Source organism: Rhodanobacter sp. DHB23 (assembly GCF_014842975.1).
Taxonomy (GTDB): Bacteria; Pseudomonadota; Gammaproteobacteria; order Xanthomonadales; family Rhodanobacteraceae; genus Rhodanobacter_A.
Genome location: NZ_JACYXK010000020.1, coordinates 1 through 25,474 on the forward strand (window position 1 = coordinate 1; position 25,474 = coordinate 25,474).

The window sequence follows — 25,474 nt, forward strand, 5'->3', positions numbered from 1 at the left end:
CTTCACCGACTTGAGGAAACGTGCGTCCGGAAGAAGGGCAAGGTTGACGTGAAACCGCCAAGGATGGCGCTGCACGATCTATGAAAGCTATCGCGTAGCGCGAAAGATGTCGCTTCTCAACAGCCTGCTAGGCATGCCCATGGCCCTCACCGCCACCATCCACAAGGCCGAACTGTCGATCAGCGACATGGACCGGCACTACTACGCCACCCACGCGCTCACGCTCGCCCGGCATCCGTCGGAAACCGAGGAGCGGCTGATGGCGCGCCTGCTCGCGTTCGCGCTGTACGCCGACGAGCGGCTGGAATTCGGCAAGGGCCTCAGCGACACCGAGGAGCCGGCCCTGTGGCGCAAGGCCTATACCGGCGAGATCGAGCTGTGGATCGACGTCGGCCTGCCCGACGAGACGCGCCTGCGCAAGGCCTGCAACCAGTCGCGGCACGTCGTGGTGCTGGCCTATGGCGGCCACGCCGCCGACGTCTGGTGGAGCAAGACCGCCGGCGCGCTTGCGCGCCACGACAACCTCAGCGTGCTCGCCATCGGCCATGCCGACATGCAGCAACTGGCCGCCCTGTGCGAGCGCACCATGCGCCTGCAGTGCCTGATCCAGGACGGCGAGCTGCAGCTCATCGCCGGCGACCTCACGCTGCCGCTCCGCCCGGATATCCGCATGGGCGAGTACGCCGTCGCCTGATCCCGCCGTTCCATCCGGCGGAGCCTGGCCAAGGGGAACCTCGAATAACCCGTCATTACCTGCGCAGGCCGGAACCCAGTGACGTCCGAACCTTCGAAAGTCGCAGGCGCCGGATGACCCGCTGCGCCCGCCCCTGCCGGGGCCGCCCTGCGGGTGTTCTGCGCGCTACGCACTTGTCCCGCTTGCGTCGGGATGACCAGCGAGAGCGGGTTTTCGAGGTTATCCGCGGCGCGCGCTGCCGGTCCGGCCCCACCGGATGTTCGCTGGTGTCCGCGGCAGGCCTGCCGGGCGCGAAGTCCCGCCGAAAGAAAACAGACCCGTCGCAACCCAAAGCTGTCACCATGACTCCGCGGCGAATCCACGCCCGCAGGAGCGTTCCATGAAAGGCATGAACCAGAAAAAGGGCGACAAGAAGAAACCCCTGAAGACGGCCAAGGAAAAGAAAGCCGAGAAGGTCGCCAAGAAGGCCGCCAGGGTCTGACAGGGCGGCGTCGCGCACCGGTAGGTGCTGGCCTCAAGCCTCCATCTGCGCCGCCTCGCGCCCCTGCTGGCGGATGACGGCTTCCTCGCGCGCATCGATGATCGACTGCATCACGCTGTCGACGTCCACCGCGCCCTCGTCGAACGCGAAGTGGCCGGTCAGTTCGCTGTCCGGCCGCAGTTCGCCCTGCTCGAACAGCGCCCACATCTCCTCGGCGTAGTGCGTATCGAGCAATTCCGGCGCGAAGCGCGACAGGCTGATCGTGATGTTGCCCACGTCCCGCCGCAGCATGGTGCGCGCGGCATTGTTGCCGGCGGCGCTGACCACCTGGGGCAAGTCGATGATGACCGGGCCGTCGGCCGCCACCAGCACGTTGTATTCGGACAGGTCGCCATGGATCAGTCCCTCGCACAACATGCATGCGACCTGGCGCACCAGGAAACGATGGTGATCACGCGCCGTCTGCGCCGACAGTTCCACCTCGCCCAGCCGCGGCGCCGAACGGCCCTCGGCGTCGGTAAGCAACTCCATCACCAGCACGCCGCCAAAGTAGCCGTACGGTTGCGGCACCCGCACGCCCGCGGCCGCCAGTCGATACAGCGCATCCACCTCGGCGCTTTTCCAGGCCGCCTCGGCCTCCCTGCGCCCGAACTTGGTGGCCTTGCCCATCGCGCGCGCCTGGCGGCTGCCGCGCACCTTGCGCCCTTCCTGGTACTGCACGCGCTGCTGGAAGCTGCGCTGGGCCATGTCCTTGTAGACCTTGGCGCAACGCACCTCGTCGCCCGAGCGCACGACATAGACCGACGCCTCCTTGCCGCTTTTCAGCGGACGCAGGACCTCATCGATCACGCCATCGTCAACGAGTGCCTGCAGGCTGGCAGGGGATTTCATGCGTGGGAAGGCTCGCTGACGGAAAAGACCCGCCATTATGGCTGATGGGTCGTTATCAACCGACCGCACGCCACAACCGCCCGTCCGGGCCTGCCCCCGGCGCGCGCTGGCGCAGCGGAAGCCGTGCTTTCGCATCCTCATCGAGGCGGCCGCGGCCGAGAGCGGAGGCCATCCCGAAATCGCATCCTTGGATGCCTGTCAAACCCAGGCCGGCTCAACCCGCTCCCGTGTCGACGGGTTTCATTTGTCCTGAACCGCTTCGACCTGGATGCGGAGCGTCACCTTCATGTCCATGCCGAACGACTTGCCGCCGTCGAGTCCGAAGGCATCGCGCTCGAACGTCCCCAGCGCGTCGGCGCCGCAACGCAGCCGCGGCTTGAGCATGAAATCGGGGACGCACTTGAATCGATCGATGGCAAGTGTCAGCGGCCTGGTCACCCCGCGCATCGTCAACGTGCCGATGAGCCTGGTCGGCACGCCGTCGACGAAATCCGCGAGCGTGCCCCGATAGCGCGCCGTCGGATATTTCTCCACGAAGAAGGTGCCGCACTCCGTCTGGCACATCGGCGCCTTGGCGCCCAGCATCACCTTGTCCAACGCCGGGTTGCCGAAATCGATGCTGGCGATGTCGACGGTGACATCCACCGTGCCGGTCCCGGCCGCCGTGTCGAGCGTGGCGGTGCCGGTACTGTGATCGAACTTGCCGCGCCAGACCGACAGGCCCATGTGATCGGCCTCGAAGCTGGGGTAGGTGTGGTCCGGGTCGAGGGTGAAATGCACCGGCGCGGGCATGGCCGTGGCCGGGATGGCTGCCAGCAGCAGCACAAGCATGGGAAGACGCATGGTGGGTTTCTCCCTGGGTGATGCGGTTGATCGTGGCCGGCCGGGTGCCGGCTTCGGAGTGACGACGAATGGCGGTGATGCGGATCGACACGTCGCACGGCCCGAACGCGCCGGCTACGCCACCCGACGCCCCCGGTTCGACTGCTGCGCCTCGCGGATCAGGGAATAGACCTGCCTGACACCCGGGATCATTTCGAAAGACGGCGGCTGCCGATTACGCATTCCAGGCCACGAACTGCCACCAGGCCACGAGGATGGCCCGGTACCCGAACCAAACGTGATGGTGCCGCTACCGTCCGGCCGCTCGCTCAGGGACATGTCGGCGACGCCCTCCAGCGCCAGGCTCTTGACGCGACGGCCAAACAAGCCATCGACGATGATCACGCGCTGATCGGTCACGCCATAGTCGGCATGGGCGCGCCGAAGCGAATCCACGAAAAAGCGGCCCACGATGATGTAGAGGCCCATCAGCACGAACGGGATGCCCCACAGCTTCATGAAAAGCGGGGCTTTCCCGATTGCGGTCACGGAAAACTCCCAGAAGAACGCAAAACCTCCCCACATCAGGCTGAAAGGCACCATCAGCCAGTCGCTGGAACGGAAGCGCAGCCCCTGCCCGGGCACGCCAGCCCACAACAATCGCTCGTCGCGCCCCAGTTCGGGCCGGAGCTTCTGCTCGGTCGAAAATGTCACGTCCTTCCCCCTGATGGCCCCATCGCCGGAGTATCCCATTCAACCCGGGCTGCGGCGCTACCGCTCCGGCCAATGCCACGCGGGCTGGTCCAGCATGCCCTGCCCGCTCACCACCGTCTGGCTCAACTCCTTTTCCAGCCGGATGGTGTGGCAATGCGGCTGGTCCTCGAGCGCCGCGATCAGGCGCGGCGCGTGCGACACCACCCACACCTGCGTGCGCGTGGCCGCATTGGCGATCAGGCGCGCCAGCGGCGGCAGCAGATCGGGATGCAGGCTGGTCTCCGGTTCGTTGAGCACCATCAGCGGCGGCGGTCGCGACGTGTGCAGCGCGGCGATCCACAGCAGGTAGCGCAGCGTGCCGTCGGAGAGTTCCGCGGCCGACAGCGGGCGCAGCAGCCCGTGCTGCGAGAAGTGCAGCAGGAAGCGGCCGTCCGTGTTGCCCACTTTGACTTCCGCGCCCGGGAACGCATCCGCGACCGCGGCATCGAGCGCACCCGCATCGCCGATTTCGCGGATCGTCTGCCACGCGGCGGCGACGTCGCGGCCGTCGTGGCTCAACACCGGCGTGCGCGTGGCGAGCTGCGGCAGGCGCGCGGGCGCGTCCGCGTCCGAACGGAAATGGTCGTAGAAGCGCCAGCCGCGTATCGTCTCGCGCAGGGTCAGCACCTCGGGCGCGCTCTGCGCATCGGCGATCTGGCCGAACAGGCTCTCGAACGGATTGAGGTGCTGGTGGATCACCCGCCAGCCGCGCCCGTCGCGCACGCGCGCCATGCCGCCGTCCCGGTCGACCAGCGTGCCCGCCGCACGCAGGAACGGACCGTTCCAGATCGCCTCGCGCTTGATCTGCGGATCGAGCGCGAAGGCGCTGGACGACGGTTCCGGGTAGCCGAGGTCCACGGCATAGCCGAGGTCGTCGCTGGCAAACCCCAGGCACAGGCGCACGGACTCCTGCCGCGGGCCGCCCTGCACCGGCACCTCGCCGCGGCGCATCGCGCGGCTGATCGTCTCCGGCCCCGCCCACAGCGCCGAACCCAGGCCGCCCTCGCGCGCGAGCGCCGGCACGATGCCCGCCTGCGCGGACTCGGCGAGCAGGCGCAGTGCGCGGTACAGGTTCGACTTGCCGCTGCCGTTCGCGCCGACCACGAGGTTGAGCCGTCCCAGCGGCACGATCAGCTCGCGCAGCGAGCGGTAGTTCGCAACGGCCAGTGTCGTCAGCATGGGCGGTTCCTTCGCGCGGACCAGCGGCAACTTTAGAACGGCGCCCGGCGCGCGGCCAGGACCGGATCGGGCACCGTCATCGTGAACGTCCACGCGGAGCCGGCGCCGATTTCCACGAAAGGATCCGACAGGCGGCGGCGAGGAATGCAATCGGGGCGCTCGGCTCCGCCGCCTTCGTGCAGAACGCGGGAGGCATGCGGTACCGGCGGATAGCCGCAACGAAAGCCGCCAGCGCCAGCACGGGAACGGCCTCGCGATACCGGGCGCTACGCTTCTTCGGGAACAGCATGGCGGACAGGGCGAGTATCGACAGGGTATCCGTCATCACGCCGACTTCGAGAAGTGCACCGTGCCCCGCTTCCAGCAGACTGACGCATGAGACCGTTGCCGTTATGCTCCCCGGCACAGGCGTCATCGGCGAACGATGAAAGCGCAACCGGGGAGGCCCACGTGACCATGCATCGATTCCGGCGTGCAGTCGTCGCCTTGTTTGCAGCGACCATCGGGCTCGCAGGCATTGCCCTGACGTGCCAGGCCGGCACCGTGCCGAAACCGGCCGATCATCCCTGGCTGCTCAAGGCCGACCGCGTTTTCGATGCGCGCAGCGAACAGGCGCATGCCGGCTGGGTGGTGCTGGTGCAGGGCGACAAGATCGCCGCCGTGGGACCGGCCTCGCAAGTGAATGTGCCGGCCGGCACGCAAACCATCACCCTTGCGGGCACCACCCTGCTGCCCGGCCTGATCGACGCGCACTCGCACATCTTCCTGCACCCGTACAACGAAACCCTGTGGAACGACCAGGTGCTGAAGGAGACGCTGCCCTATCGCACCATCGAAGCAGTGCAGCACGTGCACGACACGCTGATGGCCGGCTTCACCGCCCTGCGCGACCTGGGCACGGAAGGCGCGGGCTATGCGGACGTCGACGTGCAGCGCGCGATCGACCAGGGCCTGATCCCGGGCCCGCACCTGTTCGTCGCCACGCGCGCCACCATCGCCGCGCACTGCTACGGTCCGGGCCCGCTGGGCTTCCGCGCCGACCTGGATCTGCCGCAAGGCGGCATCCCGGTCAGCGGCGTCGCGCAGATGATCGACGCCGTGCGCGACCAGGCTGGCCACGGCGCGGACTGGATCAAGCTCTACGCCGACTACCACTGCGGCAAGAGCAAGGGCGCCGTGCCCACGTTCACCCAGGAGGAATTGAACGCCGCGGTGGAAACCGCGCACTCGATGAACCTGCCGGTCGCCGTGCATTCCACCACCCCCGAAGGCATGCGCCGGTCGGTGCTGGCCGGCGTCGACACCATCGAGCATGCCTACGGCGGCACGCGCGAGGTGTTCGAACTCATGAAGCAGCACAACGTCGCCTACATGCCCACGCTCGAAGCGGAAGCGGCCTACGCCGGATACTTCCACGGCTGGAAGCCCGGCCTGCCGCCCACCGCCGACATGCAGCAGGCGGCGAACGCCTTCAGGCTGGCCATGCAGGCCGGCGTCACCATCGGCTCGGGCAGCGACGTGGGCGTGTTCATGCACGGCACCAACTACAAGGAGCTGGAGTGGATGGTGCGCGACGGCATGTCGCCTGCGCGCGCACTGCTTGCCGCCACGGCCGTCGATGCGAAGGTCCTGCGCCAGCAGGACCGCTTCGGTCAACTGAAGGCCGGCCTCGACGCCGACATCATCGCCGTCCAGGGCGACCCGACGGTGGACATCAGCGCCATCGAGCACGTGCCTTTCGTGATGAAGGGCGGCGCCATCTACAAGCAGCCGCAGTAGCCGGGCAGGCTCGACCGGCTGCGTTCAAGCAAGGCCGCAAGGCCAGCATCGACTTCCTGCAACGCAGGCCTCAGGGAAAGTGCCCCCTGCCACTGCCTGATGCCGATACCCTCACGCACCTGCCACCTGCGTCGCCCACCGCGCAGCGCGAGCGGCTTACCCGCGTAACTTCGCCGTGCAGTTGTCGGCATCACTGGCCAGCCCTGGGCAGCCGATGAAGGCTTGCCCCGGGCCGTGGATTGCATGGACCGGCAACCCCGGCAACGCGCAGGGTGCCACACCCATCCCGCCATCCGCTCAGCCCGGACCGAACACGCCGGACAACACCATCACCGACCCGACGACAGACACGGTCCAGACCAGCGTGCGCAGGTAGGGAATGCCAGCCGCATAGACCGGCAGGTAGACGACGCGCGCCCAGAAGTAGAGTTCCGCGCCCAGCGCCGTCCTGGCACCGGTGCGCTGCCCCACCACGACCACCAGCACGGCGGCGGCGAAGAACGCGAAGGTCTCCAGGAAATTGCGGCTGGCGCGGTCCACCCGCGCGGCCACCCCGGTCAGCGGCACCGCCTCGTCGCGATTGCCCGCGTTCCAGGCCATGCCACGCTGTCCCAGCGACAGCAGCGTGGCCAGCAACAGGTAGACCAGCCCCAGCGCTGTCGACCACCCCAGCATCTTCAGTTCGACCGGCATGTCGCACCTCCCCGACTGGACCAGGCGACATGATGCGCCGAAGGATCGCCCGGCACTATCCGCAAGCTCCACCACGGGATTCCGGTGAAAGGCGCGTCCTCAAGTACCTGACGGCCGCCGATGACGCCACGCACGCGGCGGTCGTCATCGAGGTCGAGCAGGCGATCTCCGGAATGGATCAGGCAGGGGTGACGGATCGCCTGGCGTAGCCCATCCCCCTTGTCCTTACTTGGGAGGATCGTAGTTGGGCTTTTCCTCCTCGCCCTTCTCCACCCGCGCCAGCGTCGCCTTCAGCCGGGCCAGCTGCTCTGGATCCTTTGTCGTGATGAGCAGTTTCTTGAGTATCGCCACGTAGGCGGTCCTCATCGCGTCAGCCGCAGGCACGGCAATATCCGGTTTGACACCGACATGCTCCCAGTTCGTATGCGTGACGGGGTTGACGGCACGGCCCACCGGAATGAAGGCGACGAAACCGTGGCCCAGGGCGAAGACATCGCCGGGATTGGCGCCGCCGCCCGTGCCTGCACCGACCAGCGTGGCCCGCTTCTGCGTCTGGAAATCGTAGGCGCATTCTTCGCCGCCGGAGAACGTGAGCGCAGACGTCAGCACGTACACGGGCTTGGTATAGCGCGGCCCGCCGACGGCAGACGTCCAGAACTGCTGGGTCCTGTCGCCTTTGCGCCAGTACAGGTCGTTGAGGTGGCGACTGTCGCCTTCGGCGAAGAAGTAGCTGAGCAAGGTGGCGACCGCGGCAGGATCGCCGCCGCCGTTCTTCCGCAGGTCGATGATCAGTGCATCGCTTCCGGCAACCAGGTTCATCGCGGCGGCATACCCGCTCGCCACGAAGTCGGCCGGCAGGAAGCCGCGGATGTCCAGGTAAGCCACGTTGCCCGGGAGTCGTTCCACCTTGGCGATGCCGTAGCCGTACTGGCTCGCCATCGTCCGCTGCTCGTCGATCTGTTTCGGCGTAAGCGCCGAGTCGTCGTTTTCGTCCGGCTTGAACGTAGGGTCATACCTGATCCGCAGGTGCCGATCCATCCCGACCGACTGCAGGTCATGGGTCAATGCTTCGGCAAACGTGTCGGTCGTTGCGTCGTGCTCGTAGGCATGGCCAGCGACCTTCGCATCGAGTGCGGCAGCCACCTTGCCGGCGACGTCGGGAAACACGTAGTTCGCCTGCAGCTGCTTGCCGAGACTCGCAACAACTGCCTGGCGCGTGGATGCGTCGACCGGCCCGGCGGATGGGGCCACCTGCGCAACCGCCACGGCGAGGGGCGCCAGCGACAACACGCAGGACGTAAGGACGCGACAAAAGCGCATGAATGCTCTCCTTGTAAAACAGCCTTTGATGGAAACCCCGCGCAGCACTGCCGCCTTGGTTCGCCGCCGACGCGACGCGGACGACATGTGACCGCACTAAGCGCGGTACAGTATCGAAAATGTCGCATGTAATGTTGTCGATGACGCAATCTTGTGACTTTACGAATGAAAACATCAAAACATGGAGATTAAGCGTTGCGAAACCATGCGATAGACGGCATCGACCGCAAAATCCTCGGTGTCCTGCAGGCGGACGGACGGGCGAGCTTTCGCGAGCTGGGTGCGCAGGTCAATCTCAGCCCGAACGCCACGGCGGAACGCGTCGCGCGCCTGCAGGAGCGCGGCATCATCACCGGGTTCCAGGCCAACGTCTCGATGGAAGCCATGGGCTTCGGACTGCAGGTGTTCATCGACGTGAAGCTCCAGCCAGGCGCCAGCATGGAGGCGTTCGAACAAGTCCTGCAAAGCATCGACGTCGTCCACGACGCCGTGTCGCTGACGGGTTCGTTCGACGCGCGCCTGCGCGTCGCCTGCAGGGACACCGCACATCTCGGGGAACTCGTCGAATTGCTGCGCTCGGGCGCAGGCGTGCAGGAAACCAGCAGCTCGGTCATCTGCCGCTCCCTGGACGTGACGGGGCGGGTTGGCATGGCTGGGAAAACAGCGCCTGCAGCAAAGAAGAAATAGCTGCCGTTGCTTGTAGCGGGTCCCGCCAGGGCCGTCGTCGACAACGGGGCGGCAAGCAACCCTCAGTCCGGTGGTCGGCCAGCTGGCAATGCTGGTCAGCCCAGTTGCGCTGCGCGTCGGGACCCGACACCAAAGGCACCACTGCACGCTTTCCCGTTTTGAAGGAAGGTCTCATCAATCGGCCTTCTGCTCGTCATTCCTGCGAGCGTTGAACAGCCCAAGGCTGGCCCCGAAGGAGCAAGCGTGGCGAGTCATCCAGTGCCGTTGCGTTCAATGATCTGAAGACGCTGGATCCCAGCCTCCGCTCACTGCTGTCCGGAATACTTCGCAAGTGATCCACTCCCCTCTCCCTCCGGGAGAGGGGCTGGGGGTGAGGGTTCGGACTTGCGGCAACGTTTCGCTCCGCCCGAACCCTCACCCGCCTGCCGGCACCCTCTCCCGAAGGGAGAGGGATTCACCCGTACGGGTTTGCGCGAATTCAAGTCGCCAGGCTTCGTTGCCCGAAGCGAAAGCCCGCGCTGCCTGAAGTTCGCGAACTGGAACATCGGATATCCCGGACAGCACTGAGCCTCCGCTGGGATGACGAGCAAAATCAGAGTCCCCCTGACATGGCCGGCGCCGGCTTCCTGCAACGCATGCTTCAAGGCGCCGCCCGCGCTTATCCAGGGCCCGATCCGGAACTCCACTTCGATCCCCGTGGTCAACGCCAGGGCGTACCGATGTGGGCGCGATTCGAAAGGGGATCCGATGAAGAAGCAGACAGGCAAGGCCGCTGTCGTTGCCGCAAGTTTGCTGCTTGCGATGCAGGCCTTCGGGGTGGACGCGGCCAGCGCATCCGGCGCGGATCCGGATGTGGCGGCGCTGCATGCCCTGTGGAATGCCTACGAGCACGCCGTGGCAACGAAGGACTCCCCGGCATTACTGCGCCTGTACGTGAGTGCGGACGCACCCGTGAGGGGCGGCTTCGCCCCCAGTTCCTATGCGCTCGTCACGGCCGCCAACAAGCAGCCCGTGCCGCGCACCCTGCTGATTACCGCCAAGGAAGACGTCGTCGGCGAGGTGAAACTTCCGCCCGACCGGATCGAAAACCTCGACATCCATTCCGACGGCGAGGTCGGGTCGGTCTCCTTCGACTACAGGGCGAAGGTGGGGCACGGACGCATCGTCTGGACAACGGTCCTTACAAACGATGGATGGAAAATCGCTTCCGTCGTCTATTCGATCAACCTGCCTGCGGCGGATCGCGCGGGAACCGCTGGCTGAAGTAGCCAACATAAAGCCTGCCCCGGCTCGTTCGAGGGCGCCCGGACCACGTCCGGGCGCCCTCACCTCTTGCCTAGGCGCTCGACGCAGCCAAGGGTCACGACCAGCCTCCCCCTCAAAGCGAACCTGACCCTGCTCTCCCCGCCGTCGATATCAACTGCGCTTCTTCGCAGTCAGATAAACCAGCCCCTTGTCGCGCTTGCCCACCGCAATCACGGTCACCACCACGACCTTGTCGTCCACCTGGTAGACGAGTCGATAGCCGGCCGTGCGCAATTTGATCTTGTAGCAATCCGGCAGGCCATGCAGGCGCGCGGATGGGACGTGCGGCTGTTCCAGCCGCTCGGCCAGCTTGCGTTTCATCTGCTCGCGGATGGCTGGCGCCAGCTTGCGCCATTCCTTCAGCGCCGACTCGACGAACGCCAGGCTATAGCTCATCGAGCTTGACCTTCACGCGCTTCTCGCCGCTGCGCGCGCGCACCAGTTCGGCCAGCTCCAGGTCTTCCAGTCGCTCCAGCAGGCGCTGGTACGTCTCGGCCGGCACCAGATAGGCACTGGGCTTGTTGTGCACCAGCACCGCGACCGACTCGCCGTCGGCCGCCTCGATCACGGCACTGGGATTGCGCTTGAGCTCGGTGATGCTGATGCTCGCGCCGGCAAGGATGGTTTCCATATTCGCCTCCAAATATGGAGACGAATATGGCACGAACGGCTACCGGCATCAATCCGGCATGCCGGCCATTCGCTGCCCCCGGACAAACCGCAAACGACCGAGACCAGACACGCCAGCGCTCCGCAGCCGGCCATCCGGATCGCGCGGAAAGGCAAAATACGTCTCGCCCTGCATGTCACCTGTGGCTCGCCACCGGGCTTCCCGGCAATGGCACGCCCGCCGGAATTGAAGCCAGGCGGAAGCACGCCACAACGGGTCCAGGGGCTGGACTCGACGCTCGCGCATCGGTGAGCATAAGAACCAGATGCCCGCCTTCCCCACGACGCCCGAAGAACTGCTGCAGCTGCTGCCCGACGCGGTGGTGCAAACGGACGCACGGTGGGTCATCACCTACCTCAATCCTGCCTGGCACAAGCTCACGGGCCATCCGGTGGACGGGACGCTCGGCCGGTCCCTGCTGGACTTCGTGCATCCCGACGACACCGGAGCCCTGCGGGCGGGCATGCCGGTGTTCCGCTTGCGCTTCGCCAACTCGGAGCATCGCTGGATGCGCCTGCAGTTGCATCCGAAGACCGACGCCGCGGATCGCGTGGTCAGTCGCCAGGGTGTCCTGATCGAGATCACCGAGATCGGCGAGCAGGTCCTGATGGAGGACCGCCAGCGCTTCCTGCGGCTGCTGGAAACCATCGACGGCGTGGTCTGGGAAGCGGAGCTTGGCGTGGGCAATACCTTCCTCAGCCCGCAGGTCGAGCGCCTCTTCGGCTACTCCGTGGAAGAGTGGCGGGCCGACCCGGGCTTCTGGCGGGCGCACGTGCACCCCGACGACCTGGCCGAGGCGCTGGTCATCGACGATGCCGCGTACTACGCCACGCACAGCTATGCGTACGAGATGAGCTACCGGCTGATCGCCAAGTCCGGCGACGTCGTCTGGGTGCGCGACCTGTGCCGCGTGGACGTCGAGCCTGGCCGTCCGAACCGCATGATCGGCCTGATGATCGACGTGACCGAGCAGAAAAGCACCGAACTCGAACTGGTGCAGTCCGACAACCGCTATGCGCTCGCCACCCGCGGCTCCAACGATGGCATCTGGGACTGGAACCTGCAGACGGGCGTGCTGCACGTGTCCCAGCGCTTCAACGAGATCGTCGGGCAGGACGGCAGCGGCCACCTGCACGAAGACGGCTGGCGGTTCCTGCAGCAGCTCATCGATCCCGACGACCACGAGCGCGTCGAGGCCGCCTACCGCAGGCACCTGTCGAGCGACCACCCGAACTTCTCCGTGGATTTCCGCGCCCGCCATGGCTCGGGGCGGCTGGTATGGCTCAACTGGCGCGGCATCGCCCAGTTCGAGAACGGCATCGCCGTGCGCATGGCCGGGTCGCTGAGCGACCTGGCGGAACGCAGCAGCTCGTACGACGCCCTGACCAACCTGCCCGGCCGACCGCTGTTCCGCGACCGCCTCGAACACGCCATCGCGCTGCACCGCGACGGCGCCCCGAAAGGCGGCGACGCGTCGTCACAGCGGGACACCACCATGTTCGCCGTGCTGCTGCTCGACCTCGACCGCTTCAAGGCCGTCAACGACACCCTCGGGCACCATGTGGGCGACCAGTTGCTGCAGCAGGTGGCGCGCCGGCTCGAATCCTGCGTGCGGGCCATCGACCTGGTCGCCCGCATGAGCGGCGACGAATTCAACGTGCTGCTCGAATCCATCGATCCCGCGGGCGCCGCCGAGCGGGCCCGGCAGATGGCCAGCGCCCTCGCGGCGCCCTATCGGATCGGCCCGCACACCGTGACCTGCGGCGCAAGCATCGGGGTGGTCAGCAGCCAGGCCGGCTTCGCGACCACCGACGACTACCTGCGCGCCGCGGACGCCGCCATGTACCAGGCCAAGAGCCATGCGCTGGGCGTGTACGTTTTCTCGGGGGATGGGGACGCAAGCTGACTGTGACCGGCTCACTTCCGGCGGAGATATAAGTGAATCCGGCCCGGTAACGGTTTAACTGCTTCCATCGTGTCATCTATCGAATGCGATGAAGGTTCAACAACGCATGTTGAAAGATGCCGGGGTCTCCAAGTCCTGTCGCCAGGATTACTGAGCCGCCTGGAAGCCACAGAACTGCAGAATATTCGCTGCCGACCAGCCCGGGACCGCTCCATGTATCACAAACGCGGATTCCATTGTTGGCCTGATACCGCATCGGCGTGCGCAGTTTGCCTCGAAGCATTTTGTCGGCGAACGCATCGCAAGCGCGATGGAATTTCGTCATATCTCCCAGCAAGCTGCCAGGAATTGCATAGATGTAAAGGTATTCCTGATTCTGACTCACATTTCCGTCGGCCGTATACAGCAACGCACCGATTCCCGGGTGCGCGAGCTTCATCCCTTGAACATCAAATTTAAGCCCGAATGCGATTTCAGGATCACCAAGAGTACCGTCCCAAGTGACGGTAGACAGATACTTCTTTAGCTCTCCGAGCTTACCCGGCGCGCCTCCCGAATAACTAATCATAACCCCCAATACGTTATTTCCCTTTTTTACATGCAGCCACCAACCGTCCCAGCTCCCGCCATCACTACTGCGGTTTCGTCTGTAAAGTGTTCCGACAAGGCTGTCGTTGCTAAATTTCTCGCTCGGATCAGGATATAAAGCCATTTGCGTGGCATTTTTGGTTAAATCATGTTCTATCGAGCCAGATACAATAGCCACCACTATCTGCCGACTTGCGCTGGTGCTTGTCGTACCGAAAGGAGCGATAACAACATCGTCCGGCAGCTCCATCGTGACTCCGGTGCCAGGTACAGCGGTCTTTAACGGCGCGACCGCGCCACCACTCATCGCAAAAATTGCGACTGACGTCAAACAAGCCGCAATGGCTATTGCAACTCTTACTTTACGCATACTCGCCCCGGCTCCAGATGCTGCCACAAATTCATACGACACTCACCTTCTACATTAGGTCCGCATCGAGTCAAAACCACCACTCATGCCCAACAAATAAGAGTTACCAAATACTGGCAAAAGCCGGCCAAGAACGAGAAAGGCCTGGGAAGATTTCCGACTAAATTTCACCCGAAACCCGGGACAGGTCAGATTTCTCAAAAGCATCAAAGGAAAGCCACCCACCCTTGCCTGAAGATTAATCGCTTCCGCCCCGTTATCCAGTCAAGCGCGTGTCCGTTCCATGCCATCCTGGATGGCCTTCTTGAGCGTATCCAGGTCGATATCCTTGAGCGCCTTGAGCTTGATGCAGTAGCCGGTGACATTCGCCTTGCCGATCGAGTCGCCGTACGTGTCCTGCAGATACTTCTTGTCGTCCATGCCCATGATGTAGACCGACAGCCCCGCCGAGTTGGCGCTGATCCCTGCCTGAAACACTTCCTTGGTCTTGCCGTTGGCGTATTGCTTGCCCAGCGTGCCGTAGCCGATGCACGGGTTGGAGACAATCTTGCCGTTTTCGTCCTTGCCGTCGAGGAACCACAGCTTGCACTCCGGATTCATGTCGAGAATGGCGCCATGGAGCTTCCGCATATCGCCCCGCTTTGGCTCCGGCAGGGCTTCGAGATAGCGGCTGATCTGAGCCTTCGTCGTCATGGTGCGCCTCCGGTGGGCTTGGTCCTGCGCATGGCTATCGAAACATACGGATAACGGGACGGGGATGCGTAGTCTTGGAACGGCTGCTGTGGGAGCGGGCACCCAGGGTGAGTCACAACTCGCCAGAAGTCGAATTGACGCCCAACTCAACTATGGCCTGCAAAAGCTGAGTCGCCTTGCCGATTAGAGGCCCTGCCATTGGATCCGACTGCATCAGATTGAGCGGGCCTTCGCCGAAATACAGGCCGTCGGAAACAAGGAACGTCATTCGGACGTTGCCTTTTTTCGGCGGCGGCAGTCGCCCCTTTTCCCAAGGGCCAATCCTGTCCACGATAGGCTGTGCCACCTTCAGCATGTCGTGCGCCAGCTTCTCAACCGGATGCCCAGCCCCCTCGAAGATCGCGATCTTGCCGGACTGATTCAGATAGCGGACGCCACCTTCCGCGAAGACGGCGAGCACATCCAGTCCATGCTGCAACTGCACCTCAACAATTACGGCAAGGGTCTTTTTTGTCGGTACCAAAGCGCCAGCAGCACGCAATCTTCCATACGCCAAGGCGCGAACTCTTCCCTCCTGGGTTTCGTCCATGGCGAGGCTCTGTAGTGCAACGCTGTCGGGATGCTCCGCAAGCAAATTGGACCACGGTTCGTTCGACCGAGCGGTGTCTCCTGGCGCAAAAAGCTTGATGTCGTCGCAGAACAGCAAGTTGTAGAAGAAATTGGTCTGCGACTTGTCGAATGGGTGGTAGAGCCCAGTTCCCCGACCGCCGTCCGATGGTTGCTCAGCTGTCGCTGTCTTTTCCTCTCCCGGCTCCGAATTGGTTCCAGCCGACTTGGCGCCGAGCGATGATTTCAGCTTATCAATCCAACTCATCTATCCATCCCCAGTGTGTGGCGTGCCAGTTCCTACGTCATGTCCGCCATGGTCGAAAGTTGATGGCTCAGGATTGTCGACCTGCGCAGAAATCCAGTCCCCCGTTGCAGCTCAGAAGCACTATCGAACACTCGTGCGCCAGCATTCGCGGCAACATATATTTGGGTTTGGTCCTGCGCCTGACTATCGAAACATACGGATAACGGGACGGGGATGCGTAGTCTTGGAACGGCTGCCTTGATCGTACCCGGCCCTTCGAAGCATCCTCGGTCGCGGCCATGGGTGCAAGGGCAGCCTGCGGCTAGGGACGGACGGTCAACCTGGAGTTAAGCGGCGCATATAGGCGAGTGCTTAATTGTGCTCATATGCCTCCTCGGTAGTGCCAAAGGCGTACTCATGAAATTTAGGGCCGTTGGCATCAACAACGAGACTTGGCTTATCCGCATCGTCGGTGAAGGCAATAAATGGCCTGTAGGTGCGACCTCCACATTCGATCTCGCCTTGATCAAAGAGCATTGACAAGTCAAAGCTGAATTCGCCGCAAACGGACTTTGCCACCTCGTCAGGAATGTGGTGCTTCTTCAACGTATCTCGCAACGAGGCAATCCACTGACGCTGGAAATTAGCGCAGAGCGATTCAAGCTTTTCATAGTGCGCATTGCTCATTTATCGCTTCCTTTGATCTCGTATCGTAACGTCATTCGCGGCATCCGACTAACAGTCAGATATAAAGGACGGAGAGCTATGACCCCTGAGCGGCCGTTTCGGGTCGGAAGCAGGCTTCAAGCCTTATTTTCATTGGCGATCTTGGCGTCAATAAGTTTTATTATCAGTAATGCTTTCTCGCGTGTTTCCGGCGAGGAATCGGCCAACTTTTCGGCGGCGATTTGTGCCTCCCGATAATCTTTGTAGTGAATTAAAACCTTTGCGTGAAACAGCAAAACGAACGAAGCGTTCGGTCGCGTCTTCAGATAGGCAGACGTATACTCCCGCAGTTCCGCAAACCTCTCGCGCTCCCAAAGGTCTTTCATATGATTGTACGGTGACACTTGGGTCTGCGCCTTGATGCGCGAGTAGTTACAGTACCCGGCGGCAAGAAAAATGGCCATCAGCAGCGCTGTGATGATCCAAAGATGTAATTGGATTGCGTGTAGTTCAGCTTCCATAGCTCCCCCAATCTCTGTTAAACGAACCCTTCAAGCTTCTTGGCATAACCGTCCGGCAGCAACGTCCAGCCATTCAACGTGTATCACCCGTTGTGACATCAAGGCTACGGCTCTGGTGCGTGATCTGTGCCGTTTTGTGCCACCCCCAGATACACGGATGAAGCGGCCAGCGGGCACTTTCAATGTCAGCTTTGGGTCGGACTCGGCTCCTTCGGAGCATCCTCGGTCGCGGCCATGGGCGCAAGGGCTGCCCGCGGCCAGAAGCGGACGTCCAACTCCATGGTTTGGATGGAGTGCCTCGCAGCTCTGGATCGAGCGCCTGGGGCAAAAGCGTCATGCATCCGGGGTTGGTCGGAAGTCACTTACGGACCGGTTAGGCTTTCGTGACTGACACGGTGAGCCCTGCGGCAAGAAGCACCATGAAGACACAAACGCTAATGTACAGAAGCCTGCTTGCTTGAGTGCGAGCCTCCAACGCGCGGCTAGAAAGCTTGCACCCATCGAACGCCGAATCCTTTGTGCCGCTGAGCACAAGGTATGCAGCTCGAAGATTAGAGGTGCGCATTAATCGCTTTTCGCGAGCGCGAGAAAGGACTTGCGGATTGTCCCGGGCAAGGATGCGTGAAAGCTTGAACAAAGAAACGTAGTACCAGATGGCGACAGCGAAGGCGATGGGCACCATGGCGGCAAATACGATATCGATGATGTTCATGCTCACTGAGCCGCCTCCTTGATGACAAGCTAAAACTGCTGGTGTCCGCTTCGGGTCGGAAGCGGACGTTGCTTTGAAAGCGCCCAGCTCAACGCCTCCCTAGCCAGGGAGGCTAACCACTGGCTTGAAGCCGCCAAAGATCATGCGCTTGCCATCGAAAGGACAGTCAGCGGCGGCTTTCATGCGCGGGTCTTGCATAAATTTCGCCATGCCGGCATCGCGAGCGACCTTGTCGGGCCACTCCACCCAGGAAAACACCACGGATTCATCCTGTGTCGCCTGCACAGCGCGGCGAAAGTCGGTGAGCTTGCCATCGGGCACGTTGTCGCCCCAGCACTCCACCACCCGGATAGCGCCATACTCCACGAAAATAGCGTCAAGGGTGCGGGCGTGCTCGATAAACTTCTCGCGGTTGACGTTGGGTACGGCGATCACGAAACCATCGATGTAGGACATGATTGTCTCCTTGGCGTGAAGCGTGGCCGGTATGGTCACCTTCATGCGTGCGACGAATGAGCGTCTACGGGATCGACACGGGGCCTCTTGAGAAGCTGTCCGCTTTGGTCGAAAGCGGACATACCGTAGTCTCCCATGAAAGAACCACGTCCTCATAAGGATCAGCCGCCAGCGGAGCTGGAACCGGCCGGGTCACCCTTCCACCGATAAACGGTCGGATGTGCCTCTTCGGGCAGCTTGGCCATGATCGCCTTGGCATTGAACGGAGCCGGCCCGTTGATGCCCAGCGTTTTCGTGAATTCGTTGAACAGCGAGATCGTCTTGTAGGTGCTATGGAGCGCTGCATAGACTCCCGTTGTCCGCCCCTGCTGCGCCTCCTGTCCGTAGACGGTCAGCAGTGCCAACTCATCAGATTTGGCGGCAGCCAAGGGAAAGAGGAACGCTTCTTCCGCGACGTAGCCGTCCTTCACTCCAATGCGATAGAGCACGACTATTTTCTTGTCGTCGACGTGGCCAAGAAAGACGCACGTTTTCCAATTCGTACCGTCGTCCGCGCAACTGATGGGTACGCCACCAGGGGTGATCTTCTTGGCCACTTGTTCAAGGTCGATGTTGTCCATGCTCAGTCCCGAAGGCTGCTTGTAGCTTCGGATCACCACTAGAGGATGGTCTTCAGAACTGTCCCTGGTCGTTACCTCGAACATGGCGCCCTGATTTTGCGCGGGCGTGCCATCGTCGCTCATCCGTTTCCACGAAGCAGGGACCTGATACGTGACAGGCGCCGGTGCGGACGCGCCGGCCCTTGCAGGTGCCGAACAACTGAGCACGCAGGACAGCGCTGCAATTCCGATGACGTTCTTCAATCAGCACCTCCTGGTGCCTTGCGAGCCGTAATGGCGGGCCCGGGTCAGAAACGGACGCTACCCACCAAAGCTATTGGCTGATAGCCGGCTGACCTGGGATGCAGCTCAGCGCGTCTCGCGCCAGCATTGCTCTCATCACACCGCATTCGATTTCTCGCCCGGGCGCAGCCAGAGGCTGAGGGCAACCACCGCGAGTACCAGCAGCAGGATTCCCAGAAAGAGCTTACCCAGCAAGGCCGTGCCGGCGCGGGACTGTTGACCATGATCGAGGCGGAAGACATCGTCGTTGAAGTTCAGGGCCGAGACTGTCGGATGGCCCACTTCGTAGGCGATCGGAACCTGTTTGTTCGTGCGTGCGTACACGACATCGGGATCATTGGAACGGCCGCCGATACGTGCGTAGCCATGGATGGGCTTGGACGTGCCGTCCGCGCCAGCCGCCGGCGCGAACGCGTATTCCACGTAGATGCTGCAAGACCGCTTTCCGCAGCCGCCGTTGTAGATGCGGACCACGTCCGCCGTGGCCCGCAGGCCGTTGCCCTGGATCCTGGCCTCGATGCGGTCTTCGTTGTGCATGGAAATCGCGAGGCCGAAGAAAAGCACCGCGAAAACGAGCACGAAGAACGTGGCCGCAAAGGCCAGTGAGGACTTGCGGTCGCCGGAATCGACCTTCGCACTCATGCGCCTCATCACGCCCACCACCGCCATCAGCGCGATGAAAAGGAGGGCCACGAACCCGGCGTCGCTGTGCAGAAGAATGTCGGATGCCGCCGACGGATCGGCCAGGATGGGGATGCCGAAGACGAGAAAGAGCGAAAAAAGCGTGCCGATGAGTATTCCGCGCTTGTTGAGCGTCGTCTCCTTCGGCTCCGTGCGGTACGAAGGCCCCTCGGGCACACGGTGGTCCGCCGCGGCGGCAGGGTTGTCCGTGTAGACCACCAGCGGGCTGGGCGATTCATGCGCCGTCTTCACGTACGCCCTGCCGCAGGATGGGCATTGCCAATCGGGCGCCTGATCCGTCGGCTTTCTCTGGTAACCACACGCCTGACAAACGGTTTCCATACCCATCTCCGCAAGGTTGACCTGATTGAATGGATGGTTTTGCCTGTGGATCCAGACAGGGAATGGAGTTGATTTACTGAAACGAACGTCCAAGAAAACCGCGCCATCACACCTGCATGAATTAAATGCGACCGCCCTGAATTTCCCCATCAATCAAACGCACAACTTACAAAACAAAATCCTTTCCCTACAGATTTTCCCGCCCCGCTTATTTAGCATGGCACTGCCGCCGACACCGCATCGCCGGCCGCAGAAAACCCGCAAGGCCAAAGCAGCGCGGGCCGCATGGGCTGCAACCCATACGACCCGCTGACCACCACCAACTACTGGAGAGTTGATTATGGCTAAGCCCGATCATACGGCAGTCGCGCACGACGATGCGCGCATCCCCACCAACCCGCTCTCGCGCCCCTACTGGACGCTCGCCGAAGCCGACCCCGACCAGCAGGACGCCGCCACCCTGGCCGGCCTCACCACCGCCATCCGCGCCCTCGCCCGCCTCCTCACCAACAGCGAAGCCTTCCGCGACCTCCACGCCAACAGCCAGAGCGACACCGTCGAACCCGGCTGCTGCCCGCTGGATGCGCCCACCACCGAAGGCCTCTTCGCCGCCCTGTACTTCCTCAGCGAGCAGGCCGAACGGCTCAGTCAGTTGCCACTGCCCCAACTCGCACTGCTTCATCCGGGCGACGTGCCGTATTGACCCCAAACGCAGGCCTGCCGGGCCGCTTCACCAAGGTGTGCCCGGCGGAGCCAATGACCAGAGCCGTACATCTCAAAGTCAACCGGCGAGGAAGGCTCGCAACCGAGGAAATTGACCCATGATTGCGGTTTAATTACCCCATCCCTTTATCCGCTACATCGCTATTTGAAAGCCTGTCGATCTAACCAGCTATTCCAGTTTATATGTCCATCGTCAAAATCAACCACCTTAAGCACCAGAAGCGCCACCAACTGTGCGATATTGAAAATATAATCATTCAATCTGAAATATTTCCTCACTCCACCCTCCTCCCTTACAAAAAATCTCCTTCCATTATGGAAAAGAGCATTACGAAAATCGGTATAAGTACTAATAGACTTCCGAGAATCAAACTGATGCTTTTTCGATACGTCAAAGCCATGATCATTCAAAGCCTTAGAGATAATGCGTGGCAGCCTTGGCGATGAGTCTCGCGTGATCGATCGAGCATACATTTCGAGAGACGAAAAAAGAAGGAAATACTGTATCTCTATCAGTGGCCGAGACAGAGAAAACGATTCAACACAGCTAAAAATTAGCTCAGGAAATCGGCATTTCTCCGCGATATCCAGATTATCAAACGCACTCATCGCCTTCCGGATGAAATCAGGTCGACTGTTCTTGTCTATACAATCACGAATCAAAACCGCACCACCGCCGCTAGACCTCTCAAACAATCCCCCAGAGATTGAATCGACAAAATCTCCCTTGAAAGACGGCAACAATACAATTGGATCTGAGATTACGACTTTCATGCGCTCTATAAAAGAAAGCACTGCGGCCAGACGGAACGGCAGAACGTCACCAAACACTTCGGAATAAACCCATCCGGTCAAGTTGAAATCGCGCGACCTAGACGCATCATGAGCTTGAACGGCATCCTCATATCTAGGAATAAACTCAAAACCATTTAAGAAAAATGGCTTCGTGAACTCATATCCATAAATTGCAGAAACTTCCACACCCCCTCCCGACTCACTAAGATACTTACAACTTACACCGCCTTGAACCACGCTTTATCAATGGGCGATAACACAGGAAGTAAAATACCCACTTAGCTTGTGACCGCATTAACTTTCAGCCGAAGAACCAAGGAACTAAGTCTTGCTCATCCTGAATCTCATCTTGGAATTTCACCACCTTCTATTAAGGGAAATCTCACTTCTTAATTCTTCAACCCTCTCAACTAATTCACCAAGCGACCCAGTCAACTCCAGGTGCCCATCATCACTCGAATATTCCAGAAATTGAACATGCATAAGCTCAGATATGACCCGCAGCACATCGGCATGCGCAGTCCCACGAGGCAATGTCATATAATGAAACGGCATTCTACCGTATGCAAATTGCACATCCTCAAATAGCATCCTGATATCTGGATCATCAACACCGCATCCGATAAAAAGAAAAGTGTGCGTCATAACAAGAGACTTTAATATTTCATAGAACAGCATGAACTTCGTCCTTGCCTGCGCATAATCCATTCTCGTAAATATAACATCTTGTGGGTTATTTGCCGATCCGTGCGTCTTAATAATTAGCCGTGATTCGCCGCCAAGCAAATAACTTCCAATATCGTTACTCGTATGATCCTTGATAACCACCGATCCAGCAGAAACTGCGGAAGCATAGGTCTCGTAGATATTATCGAAATTAGGGCTAGCCACCACTGATACATCCAGACCATAAATATACTCATGTATTTTTGCATGCTTATACGCAGGCTGTTGAAACTCTTGCTGCACTACCTGAACGAAATCATGCACCCCCATTGCTCTCTTAATCAGCTCGCAAGCGGTAAGAAAATCGCGCTCATCAATCGATCCATTTATTGCCACGGAATCGGCCAATTTATCAGCACAGCCGCGCAAGAATTCCTCCCAAGTAGGAGGCCTCTTCCCGGCGCCGTTAAGCGCATTCCTTGAGACCCCAGATCCGATAACAACAACGCATCGGCGCCTCGCGATACAATTCACCAGCCTGTCGGGCCAATTAATCATCACGACAACCCCTGAACGAACCTATCAGAAATGTAATGAAAGAAATCTCCAGCGTCGCTAACACGAGTATATTGGGAACCGACTATACCGTCAGTCGAATTTAACTCAAAGATAGGCGCGTGCGCCTGTTGAGATAACGGCACGACACTGCTTAATGTGGGAATTTCGCCAAGGTTTACATTATCTGGTCGCACGTCGAAGAAATCGCAAAGCTTTTCCATCTCTTCTCTTTGCATAGAAATGATCCTTTCGAACGCCGCCACCGGCTGCCTTATACCCTCTTTACTCTTGGCCTTGTATTGCTGCATAACAAAACCAGCAAACTTCAGATTCCACGCCACAGCGCTACCATGAATCCTAAAAGCCTCACCCTCCTGACGCTCATGGCGTTGAATAGCATCACACAGAGATTGCTTCCAATTATCCAGCGAGTTAATTATGTTTTGCACAGCCATTAGACTAAATATATCAACCGATAGAGGCATAACAAAATAGTCAACTGCCAGCAATACGGACCTATTTAGAGCCCCAAGGGATGGACCCATGTCAATCAGGACGTAATCATAGTCCTGAAACCTCTGTATCAACTCTTTTATTGCGTATGTCGTCTGAAATCCACGCGGATCACCATTTTTTGTTGCCGCCCAATCCGTCGCCAGTAAATCTTCCCTAATAGACAACTTGGGATCCCCAACGATAAGGTCGACACCAAATCGATCGCTTCGTTTAACAGTTGGAATTCCTGCGGGATACCCCTGCCCCCGTCTAATCGGCTCATAAAAACTGTCGAGACTAAAATTCGTCGAATCAATCAATATTTGCTCGAGCGAATCTTCAGGAAGAAGGTAAGCTGATGCGTTGCACTGAGGATCAGCATCAATTATCAATATTTTTTTTTGTTTTATCTTTGCCAACGATGCAGCCAAATTGCAAATTAACGTGGTCTTTCCTACACCACCCTTATTGTTGAAAAATCCAACGCTTTTCATAGATATTCCTTTTTATTCATCGGCGACGAATAATTTGCCAGACAACTTAATTACCTTCAAACCATCGGCAACTTCAACCCCTGCTCCTTCGCACACGCGACAGCAATCTCATACCCCGCATCCGCATGCCGCATCACCCCGGTACCCGGATCGTTCCACAACACCCGCGCAATCCGCTTGTCCGCCTCGGCGCTGCCGTCGCACACGATCACCACGCCGGAGTGCTGGCTGTAGCCCATGCCCACGCCACCGCCGTGGTGCAGCGACACCCACGTCGCGCCACCGGCCGTATTGAGCAACGCATTGAGCAACGGCCAGTCGGACACGGCGTCGCTGCCGTCCTTCATCGCCTCGGTCTCGCGGTTCGGTGACGCGACGGAGCCGGAGTCGAGGTGGTCGCGGCCGATCACCACCGGCGCCTTCAACTCGCCGTTGCGCACCATCTCGTTGAACGCGAGGCCCAGCTTGTGCCGCTGACCCAGGCCCACCCAGCAGATGCGCGCGGGCAGGCCCTGGAAATTGATGCGGTCCTTGGCCATGTCCAGCCAGCGGTGCAGGTGCTCATCGTCGGGGATCAGCTCCTTCACCTTCTGGTCGGTCTTGTAGATGTCTTCCGGGTCACCTGATAGCGCCACCCAGCGGAACGGGCCCACGCCGCGGCAGAACAGCGGGCGCACGTAGGCGGGCACGAAGCCGGGGAAGGCGAAGGCGTCGGCGCAGCCTTCGTCCTTGGCCATCTGGCGGATGTTGTTGCCGTAGTCGAAAGTGGGGATGCCCTGCGCGTGGAAGGCGAGCATGGCTTCCACGTGCTGCTTCATGGATTTCTTGGCGGCGTCGCGGGTGCCGTTGGGGTCGCTCTTGCGGCGCTCGAACCACTGCTCCACGGTCCAGCCGCTGGGCAGGTAGCCGTTGACCGGGTCGTGCGCGCTGGTCTGGTCGGTGACGGCGTCGGGCTTCACGCCGCGGCGCACGAGTTCGGGCAGCACGTCGGCGGCGTTGCCGAGCAGCGCGATGGATTTGGCTTCGCCGGCGGCGGTGTACTTGGCGATGCGCGCCAGCGCGTCGTCGAGGTCGCTGGCCTGCTCGTCCACGTAGCGGGTCTTGAGGCGGAAGTCGATGCTCTTCTGCTGGCATTCGATGTTCAACGAGCAAGCGCCGGCCAGCGTGGCCGCCAGCGGCTGCGCGCCGCCCATGCCGCCGAGGCCGGCGGTGAGTATCCATCGCCCTTTCAAACTACCGCCGTAGCTCTGGCGACCCATTTCCACGAAGGTTTCGTAGGTGCCCTGCACGATGCCCTGCGAGCCGATGTAGATCCACGAGCCGGCCGTCATCTGGCCGTACATCATCAGGCCCTTCTTATCGAGCTCGTTGAAGTGCTCCCAGTTGGCCCAGGCCGGCACCAGGTTGGAGTTGGCGATGAGCACGCGCGGCGCGTCCCTGTGGGTGGGGAACACGCCCACCGGCTTGCCGGACTGCACCAGCAGGGTCTCGTCGTCGTTGAGTTCACGCAGGGAGCGCAGGATGGCGTCGAAGCATTCCCAGTTGCGCGCGGCGCGGCCGATGCCGCCGTACACCACCAACTCCGCCGGGTTCTCCGCCACCTCGGGGTCGAGGTTGTTCTGCAGCATGCGGAACGGCGCCTCGGTGAGCCAGCTCTTGCAGCTCAGCTCGGTGCCGCGCGGCGCGCGGATGGTGCGGGTGGTGTCGATGCGGGTGGGAGCGTTCATGGCGATCTCGGGGAACGAGGGAAAACCCGATTGTGGCGAGCCATCCGGCGCG

Annotated in this window: 30 protein-coding genes; 8 read left to right on the forward strand and 22 right to left on the reverse strand. The window is 61.1% G+C overall.

Features of this window, described 5'->3' with window-relative positions:
- Positions 1 to 139 precede the first annotated feature (139 nt).
- Positions 140 to 694: a YaeQ family protein gene (locus IHE47_RS03140; protein WP_192104153.1), complete on the forward strand. Its 555-nt coding sequence runs from the start codon at positions 140 to 142 to the stop codon at positions 692 to 694.
- A gap of 514 nt (positions 695 to 1,208) precedes the next feature.
- Here the strand turns inward: IHE47_RS03140 and IHE47_RS03145 are convergent.
- From IHE47_RS03145 to IHE47_RS03165, 5 genes are all read right to left on the reverse strand, one after another.
- Positions 1,209 to 2,066: a PA4780 family RIO1-like protein kinase gene (locus IHE47_RS03145; protein WP_192104155.1), complete on the reverse strand. Its 858-nt coding sequence runs from the start codon at positions 2,064 to 2,066 to the stop codon at positions 1,209 to 1,211.
- A 240-nt stretch (positions 2,067 to 2,306) separates the two neighbouring features.
- Positions 2,307 to 2,897: a YceI family protein gene (locus IHE47_RS03150; RefSeq protein WP_225561592.1), complete on the reverse strand. Its 591-nt coding sequence runs from the start codon at positions 2,895 to 2,897 to the stop codon at positions 2,307 to 2,309.
- A 126-nt stretch (positions 2,898 to 3,023) separates the two neighbouring features.
- A complete protein-coding gene (locus IHE47_RS17955) occupies positions 3,024 to 3,602 on the reverse strand; it encodes a PH domain-containing protein (RefSeq protein ID WP_192104160.1) in 579 nt (192 codons plus the stop codon).
- Between the two features lie 57 nt (positions 3,603 to 3,659).
- Positions 3,660 to 4,820, reverse strand: a complete 1,161-nt coding sequence (locus IHE47_RS03160; RefSeq protein WP_192104162.1) for an AAA family ATPase — start codon at positions 4,818 to 4,820, stop codon at positions 3,660 to 3,662.
- Positions 4,821 to 4,896: 76 nt separating this feature from the next.
- Complete coding sequence (locus IHE47_RS03165; RefSeq protein ID WP_192104164.1) at positions 4,897 to 5,145, reverse strand: hypothetical protein; 249 nt, start codon at positions 5,143 to 5,145, stop codon at positions 4,897 to 4,899.
- 131 nt (positions 5,146 to 5,276) lie between these two features.
- Here IHE47_RS03165 and IHE47_RS03170 point away from each other — a divergent pair, with 131 nt between their 5' ends.
- Positions 5,277 to 6,599, forward strand: a complete 1,323-nt coding sequence (locus IHE47_RS03170) for an amidohydrolase family protein (RefSeq protein WP_225561602.1) — start codon at positions 5,277 to 5,279, stop codon at positions 6,597 to 6,599.
- 297 nt (positions 6,600 to 6,896) lie between these two features.
- On the opposite strand, the gene IHE47_RS03175 is transcribed toward IHE47_RS03170, so the two are convergent.
- Positions 6,897 to 7,292 carry an MAPEG family protein gene (locus tag IHE47_RS03175; RefSeq protein WP_192104168.1) on the reverse strand — a complete coding sequence of 132 codons (396 nt, stop codon included), beginning with the start codon at positions 7,290 to 7,292 and terminating at the stop codon, positions 6,897 to 6,899.
- 32 nt (positions 7,293 to 7,324) lie between these two features.
- Between IHE47_RS03175 and IHE47_RS03180 the strand changes: the two genes are divergently transcribed.
- Positions 7,325 to 7,501: a hypothetical protein gene (locus IHE47_RS03180; protein ID WP_192104437.1), complete on the forward strand. Its 177-nt coding sequence runs from the start codon at positions 7,325 to 7,327 to the stop codon at positions 7,499 to 7,501.
- 16 nt (positions 7,502 to 7,517) lie between these two features.
- On the opposite strand, the gene IHE47_RS03185 is transcribed toward IHE47_RS03180, so the two are convergent.
- Positions 7,518 to 8,612: a S41 family peptidase gene (locus tag IHE47_RS03185; protein WP_192104170.1), complete on the reverse strand. Its 1,095-nt coding sequence runs from the start codon at positions 8,610 to 8,612 to the stop codon at positions 7,518 to 7,520.
- Positions 8,613 to 8,807: 195 nt separating this feature from the next.
- Here IHE47_RS03185 and IHE47_RS03190 point away from each other — a divergent pair, with 195 nt between their 5' ends.
- Together IHE47_RS03190 and IHE47_RS03195 are read left to right on the forward strand one after the other, a co-directional pair.
- On the forward strand, positions 8,808 to 9,299 hold the full coding sequence (locus tag IHE47_RS03190; RefSeq protein WP_192104172.1) for an Lrp/AsnC family transcriptional regulator: 492 nt from the start codon (positions 8,808 to 8,810) through the stop codon (positions 9,297 to 9,299).
- 747 nt (positions 9,300 to 10,046) lie between these two features.
- Positions 10,047 to 10,562, forward strand: coding sequence for a hypothetical protein (locus IHE47_RS03195; RefSeq protein ID WP_192104174.1), 516 nt, complete (start codon positions 10,047 to 10,049; stop codon positions 10,560 to 10,562).
- 153 nt (positions 10,563 to 10,715) lie between these two features.
- On the opposite strand, the gene IHE47_RS03200 is transcribed toward IHE47_RS03195, so the two are convergent.
- Together IHE47_RS03200 and IHE47_RS03205 are read right to left on the reverse strand one after the other, a co-directional pair.
- A complete protein-coding gene (locus IHE47_RS03200; RefSeq protein ID WP_192104176.1) occupies positions 10,716 to 11,000 on the reverse strand; it encodes a type II toxin-antitoxin system RelE/ParE family toxin in 285 nt (94 codons plus the stop codon).
- The gene (locus IHE47_RS03205; protein ID WP_192104178.1) at positions 10,990 to 11,235 is read right to left on the reverse strand and encodes a type II toxin-antitoxin system prevent-host-death family antitoxin; all 246 of its coding nucleotides are present in this window, start codon (positions 11,233 to 11,235) and stop codon (positions 10,990 to 10,992) included. The genes IHE47_RS03200 and IHE47_RS03205 overlap by 11 nt, the downstream gene beginning before the upstream one ends.
- Before the next feature lie 304 nt (positions 11,236 to 11,539).
- Here IHE47_RS03205 and IHE47_RS03210 point away from each other — a divergent pair, with 304 nt between their 5' ends.
- Positions 11,540 to 13,180: a diguanylate cyclase gene (locus tag IHE47_RS03210; protein ID WP_192104184.1), complete on the forward strand. Its 1,641-nt coding sequence runs from the start codon at positions 11,540 to 11,542 to the stop codon at positions 13,178 to 13,180.
- Positions 13,181 to 13,256: 76 nt separating this feature from the next.
- Here the strand turns inward: IHE47_RS03210 and IHE47_RS03215 are convergent, their stop codons facing one another.
- The 9 genes from IHE47_RS03215 to IHE47_RS03255 all read right to left on the reverse strand — a co-directional run bounded on the left by IHE47_RS03215 (position 13,257) and on the right by IHE47_RS03255 (position 19,964).
- Entirely contained in the window at positions 13,257 to 14,138 is an 882-nt protein-coding gene (locus IHE47_RS03215) for a hypothetical protein (RefSeq protein WP_192104186.1), read from the reverse strand.
- A gap of 264 nt (positions 14,139 to 14,402) precedes the next feature.
- Complete coding sequence (locus IHE47_RS03220) at positions 14,403 to 14,831, reverse strand: DUF1801 domain-containing protein (RefSeq protein WP_192104188.1); 429 nt, start codon at positions 14,829 to 14,831, stop codon at positions 14,403 to 14,405.
- A 112-nt stretch (positions 14,832 to 14,943) separates the two neighbouring features.
- Positions 14,944 to 15,705: a hypothetical protein gene (locus tag IHE47_RS03225; RefSeq protein ID WP_192104190.1), complete on the reverse strand. Its 762-nt coding sequence runs from the start codon at positions 15,703 to 15,705 to the stop codon at positions 14,944 to 14,946.
- A gap of 351 nt (positions 15,706 to 16,056) precedes the next feature.
- Positions 16,057 to 16,371, reverse strand: a complete 315-nt coding sequence (locus IHE47_RS03230) for a hypothetical protein (protein WP_192104192.1) — start codon at positions 16,369 to 16,371, stop codon at positions 16,057 to 16,059.
- Positions 16,372 to 16,487: 116 nt separating this feature from the next.
- Positions 16,488 to 16,871, reverse strand: a complete 384-nt coding sequence (locus IHE47_RS03235; protein WP_192104194.1) for a hypothetical protein — start codon at positions 16,869 to 16,871, stop codon at positions 16,488 to 16,490.
- Between the two features lie 373 nt (positions 16,872 to 17,244).
- Positions 17,245 to 17,583 carry a hypothetical protein gene (locus tag IHE47_RS03240; RefSeq protein ID WP_192104196.1) on the reverse strand — a complete coding sequence of 113 codons (339 nt, stop codon included), beginning with the start codon at positions 17,581 to 17,583 and terminating at the stop codon, positions 17,245 to 17,247.
- 99 nt (positions 17,584 to 17,682) lie between these two features.
- Positions 17,683 to 18,039 (reverse strand): DUF1428 domain-containing protein, encoded by a 357-nt coding sequence (locus tag IHE47_RS03245; RefSeq protein ID WP_192104198.1) that lies wholly within the window; start codon positions 18,037 to 18,039, stop codon positions 17,683 to 17,685.
- A 161-nt stretch (positions 18,040 to 18,200) separates the two neighbouring features.
- The gene (locus IHE47_RS03250; protein ID WP_192104200.1) at positions 18,201 to 18,902 is read right to left on the reverse strand and encodes a hypothetical protein; all 702 of its coding nucleotides are present in this window, start codon (positions 18,900 to 18,902) and stop codon (positions 18,201 to 18,203) included.
- A gap of 135 nt (positions 18,903 to 19,037) precedes the next feature.
- The gene (locus IHE47_RS03255) at positions 19,038 to 19,964 is read right to left on the reverse strand and encodes a hypothetical protein (RefSeq protein WP_192104202.1); all 927 of its coding nucleotides are present in this window, start codon (positions 19,962 to 19,964) and stop codon (positions 19,038 to 19,040) included.
- 25 nt (positions 19,965 to 19,989) lie between these two features.
- Here IHE47_RS03255 and IHE47_RS03260 point away from each other — a divergent pair, with 25 nt between their 5' ends.
- Together IHE47_RS03260 and IHE47_RS03265 are read left to right on the forward strand one after the other, a co-directional pair.
- The gene (locus tag IHE47_RS03260) at positions 19,990 to 20,277 is read left to right on the forward strand and encodes a hypothetical protein (protein WP_192104204.1); all 288 of its coding nucleotides are present in this window, start codon (positions 19,990 to 19,992) and stop codon (positions 20,275 to 20,277) included.
- Between the two features lie 27 nt (positions 20,278 to 20,304).
- Positions 20,305 to 20,667, forward strand: a complete 363-nt coding sequence (locus IHE47_RS03265) for a hypothetical protein (protein ID WP_192104206.1) — start codon at positions 20,305 to 20,307, stop codon at positions 20,665 to 20,667.
- Positions 20,668 to 20,828: 161 nt separating this feature from the next.
- On the opposite strand, the gene IHE47_RS03270 is transcribed toward IHE47_RS03265, so the two are convergent.
- The 4 genes from IHE47_RS03270 to hutU all read right to left on the reverse strand — a co-directional run bounded on the left by IHE47_RS03270 (position 20,829) and on the right by hutU (position 25,422).
- Positions 20,829 to 21,668 (reverse strand): hypothetical protein, encoded by an 840-nt coding sequence (locus IHE47_RS03270; protein ID WP_192104208.1) that lies wholly within the window; start codon positions 21,666 to 21,668, stop codon positions 20,829 to 20,831.
- A gap of 171 nt (positions 21,669 to 21,839) precedes the next feature.
- Complete coding sequence (locus tag IHE47_RS03275) at positions 21,840 to 22,577, reverse strand: SIR2 family protein (RefSeq protein WP_225561593.1); 738 nt, start codon at positions 22,575 to 22,577, stop codon at positions 21,840 to 21,842.
- 128 nt (positions 22,578 to 22,705) lie between these two features.
- Positions 22,706 to 23,695, reverse strand: a complete 990-nt coding sequence (locus IHE47_RS03280) for an AAA family ATPase (RefSeq protein ID WP_192104212.1) — start codon at positions 23,693 to 23,695, stop codon at positions 22,706 to 22,708.
- A 56-nt stretch (positions 23,696 to 23,751) separates the two neighbouring features.
- Positions 23,752 to 25,422: a urocanate hydratase gene (gene hutU, locus IHE47_RS03285; RefSeq protein ID WP_192104214.1), complete on the reverse strand. Its 1,671-nt coding sequence runs from the start codon at positions 25,420 to 25,422 to the stop codon at positions 23,752 to 23,754.
- Between the last annotated feature and the right edge of the window lie 52 nt (positions 25,423 to 25,474).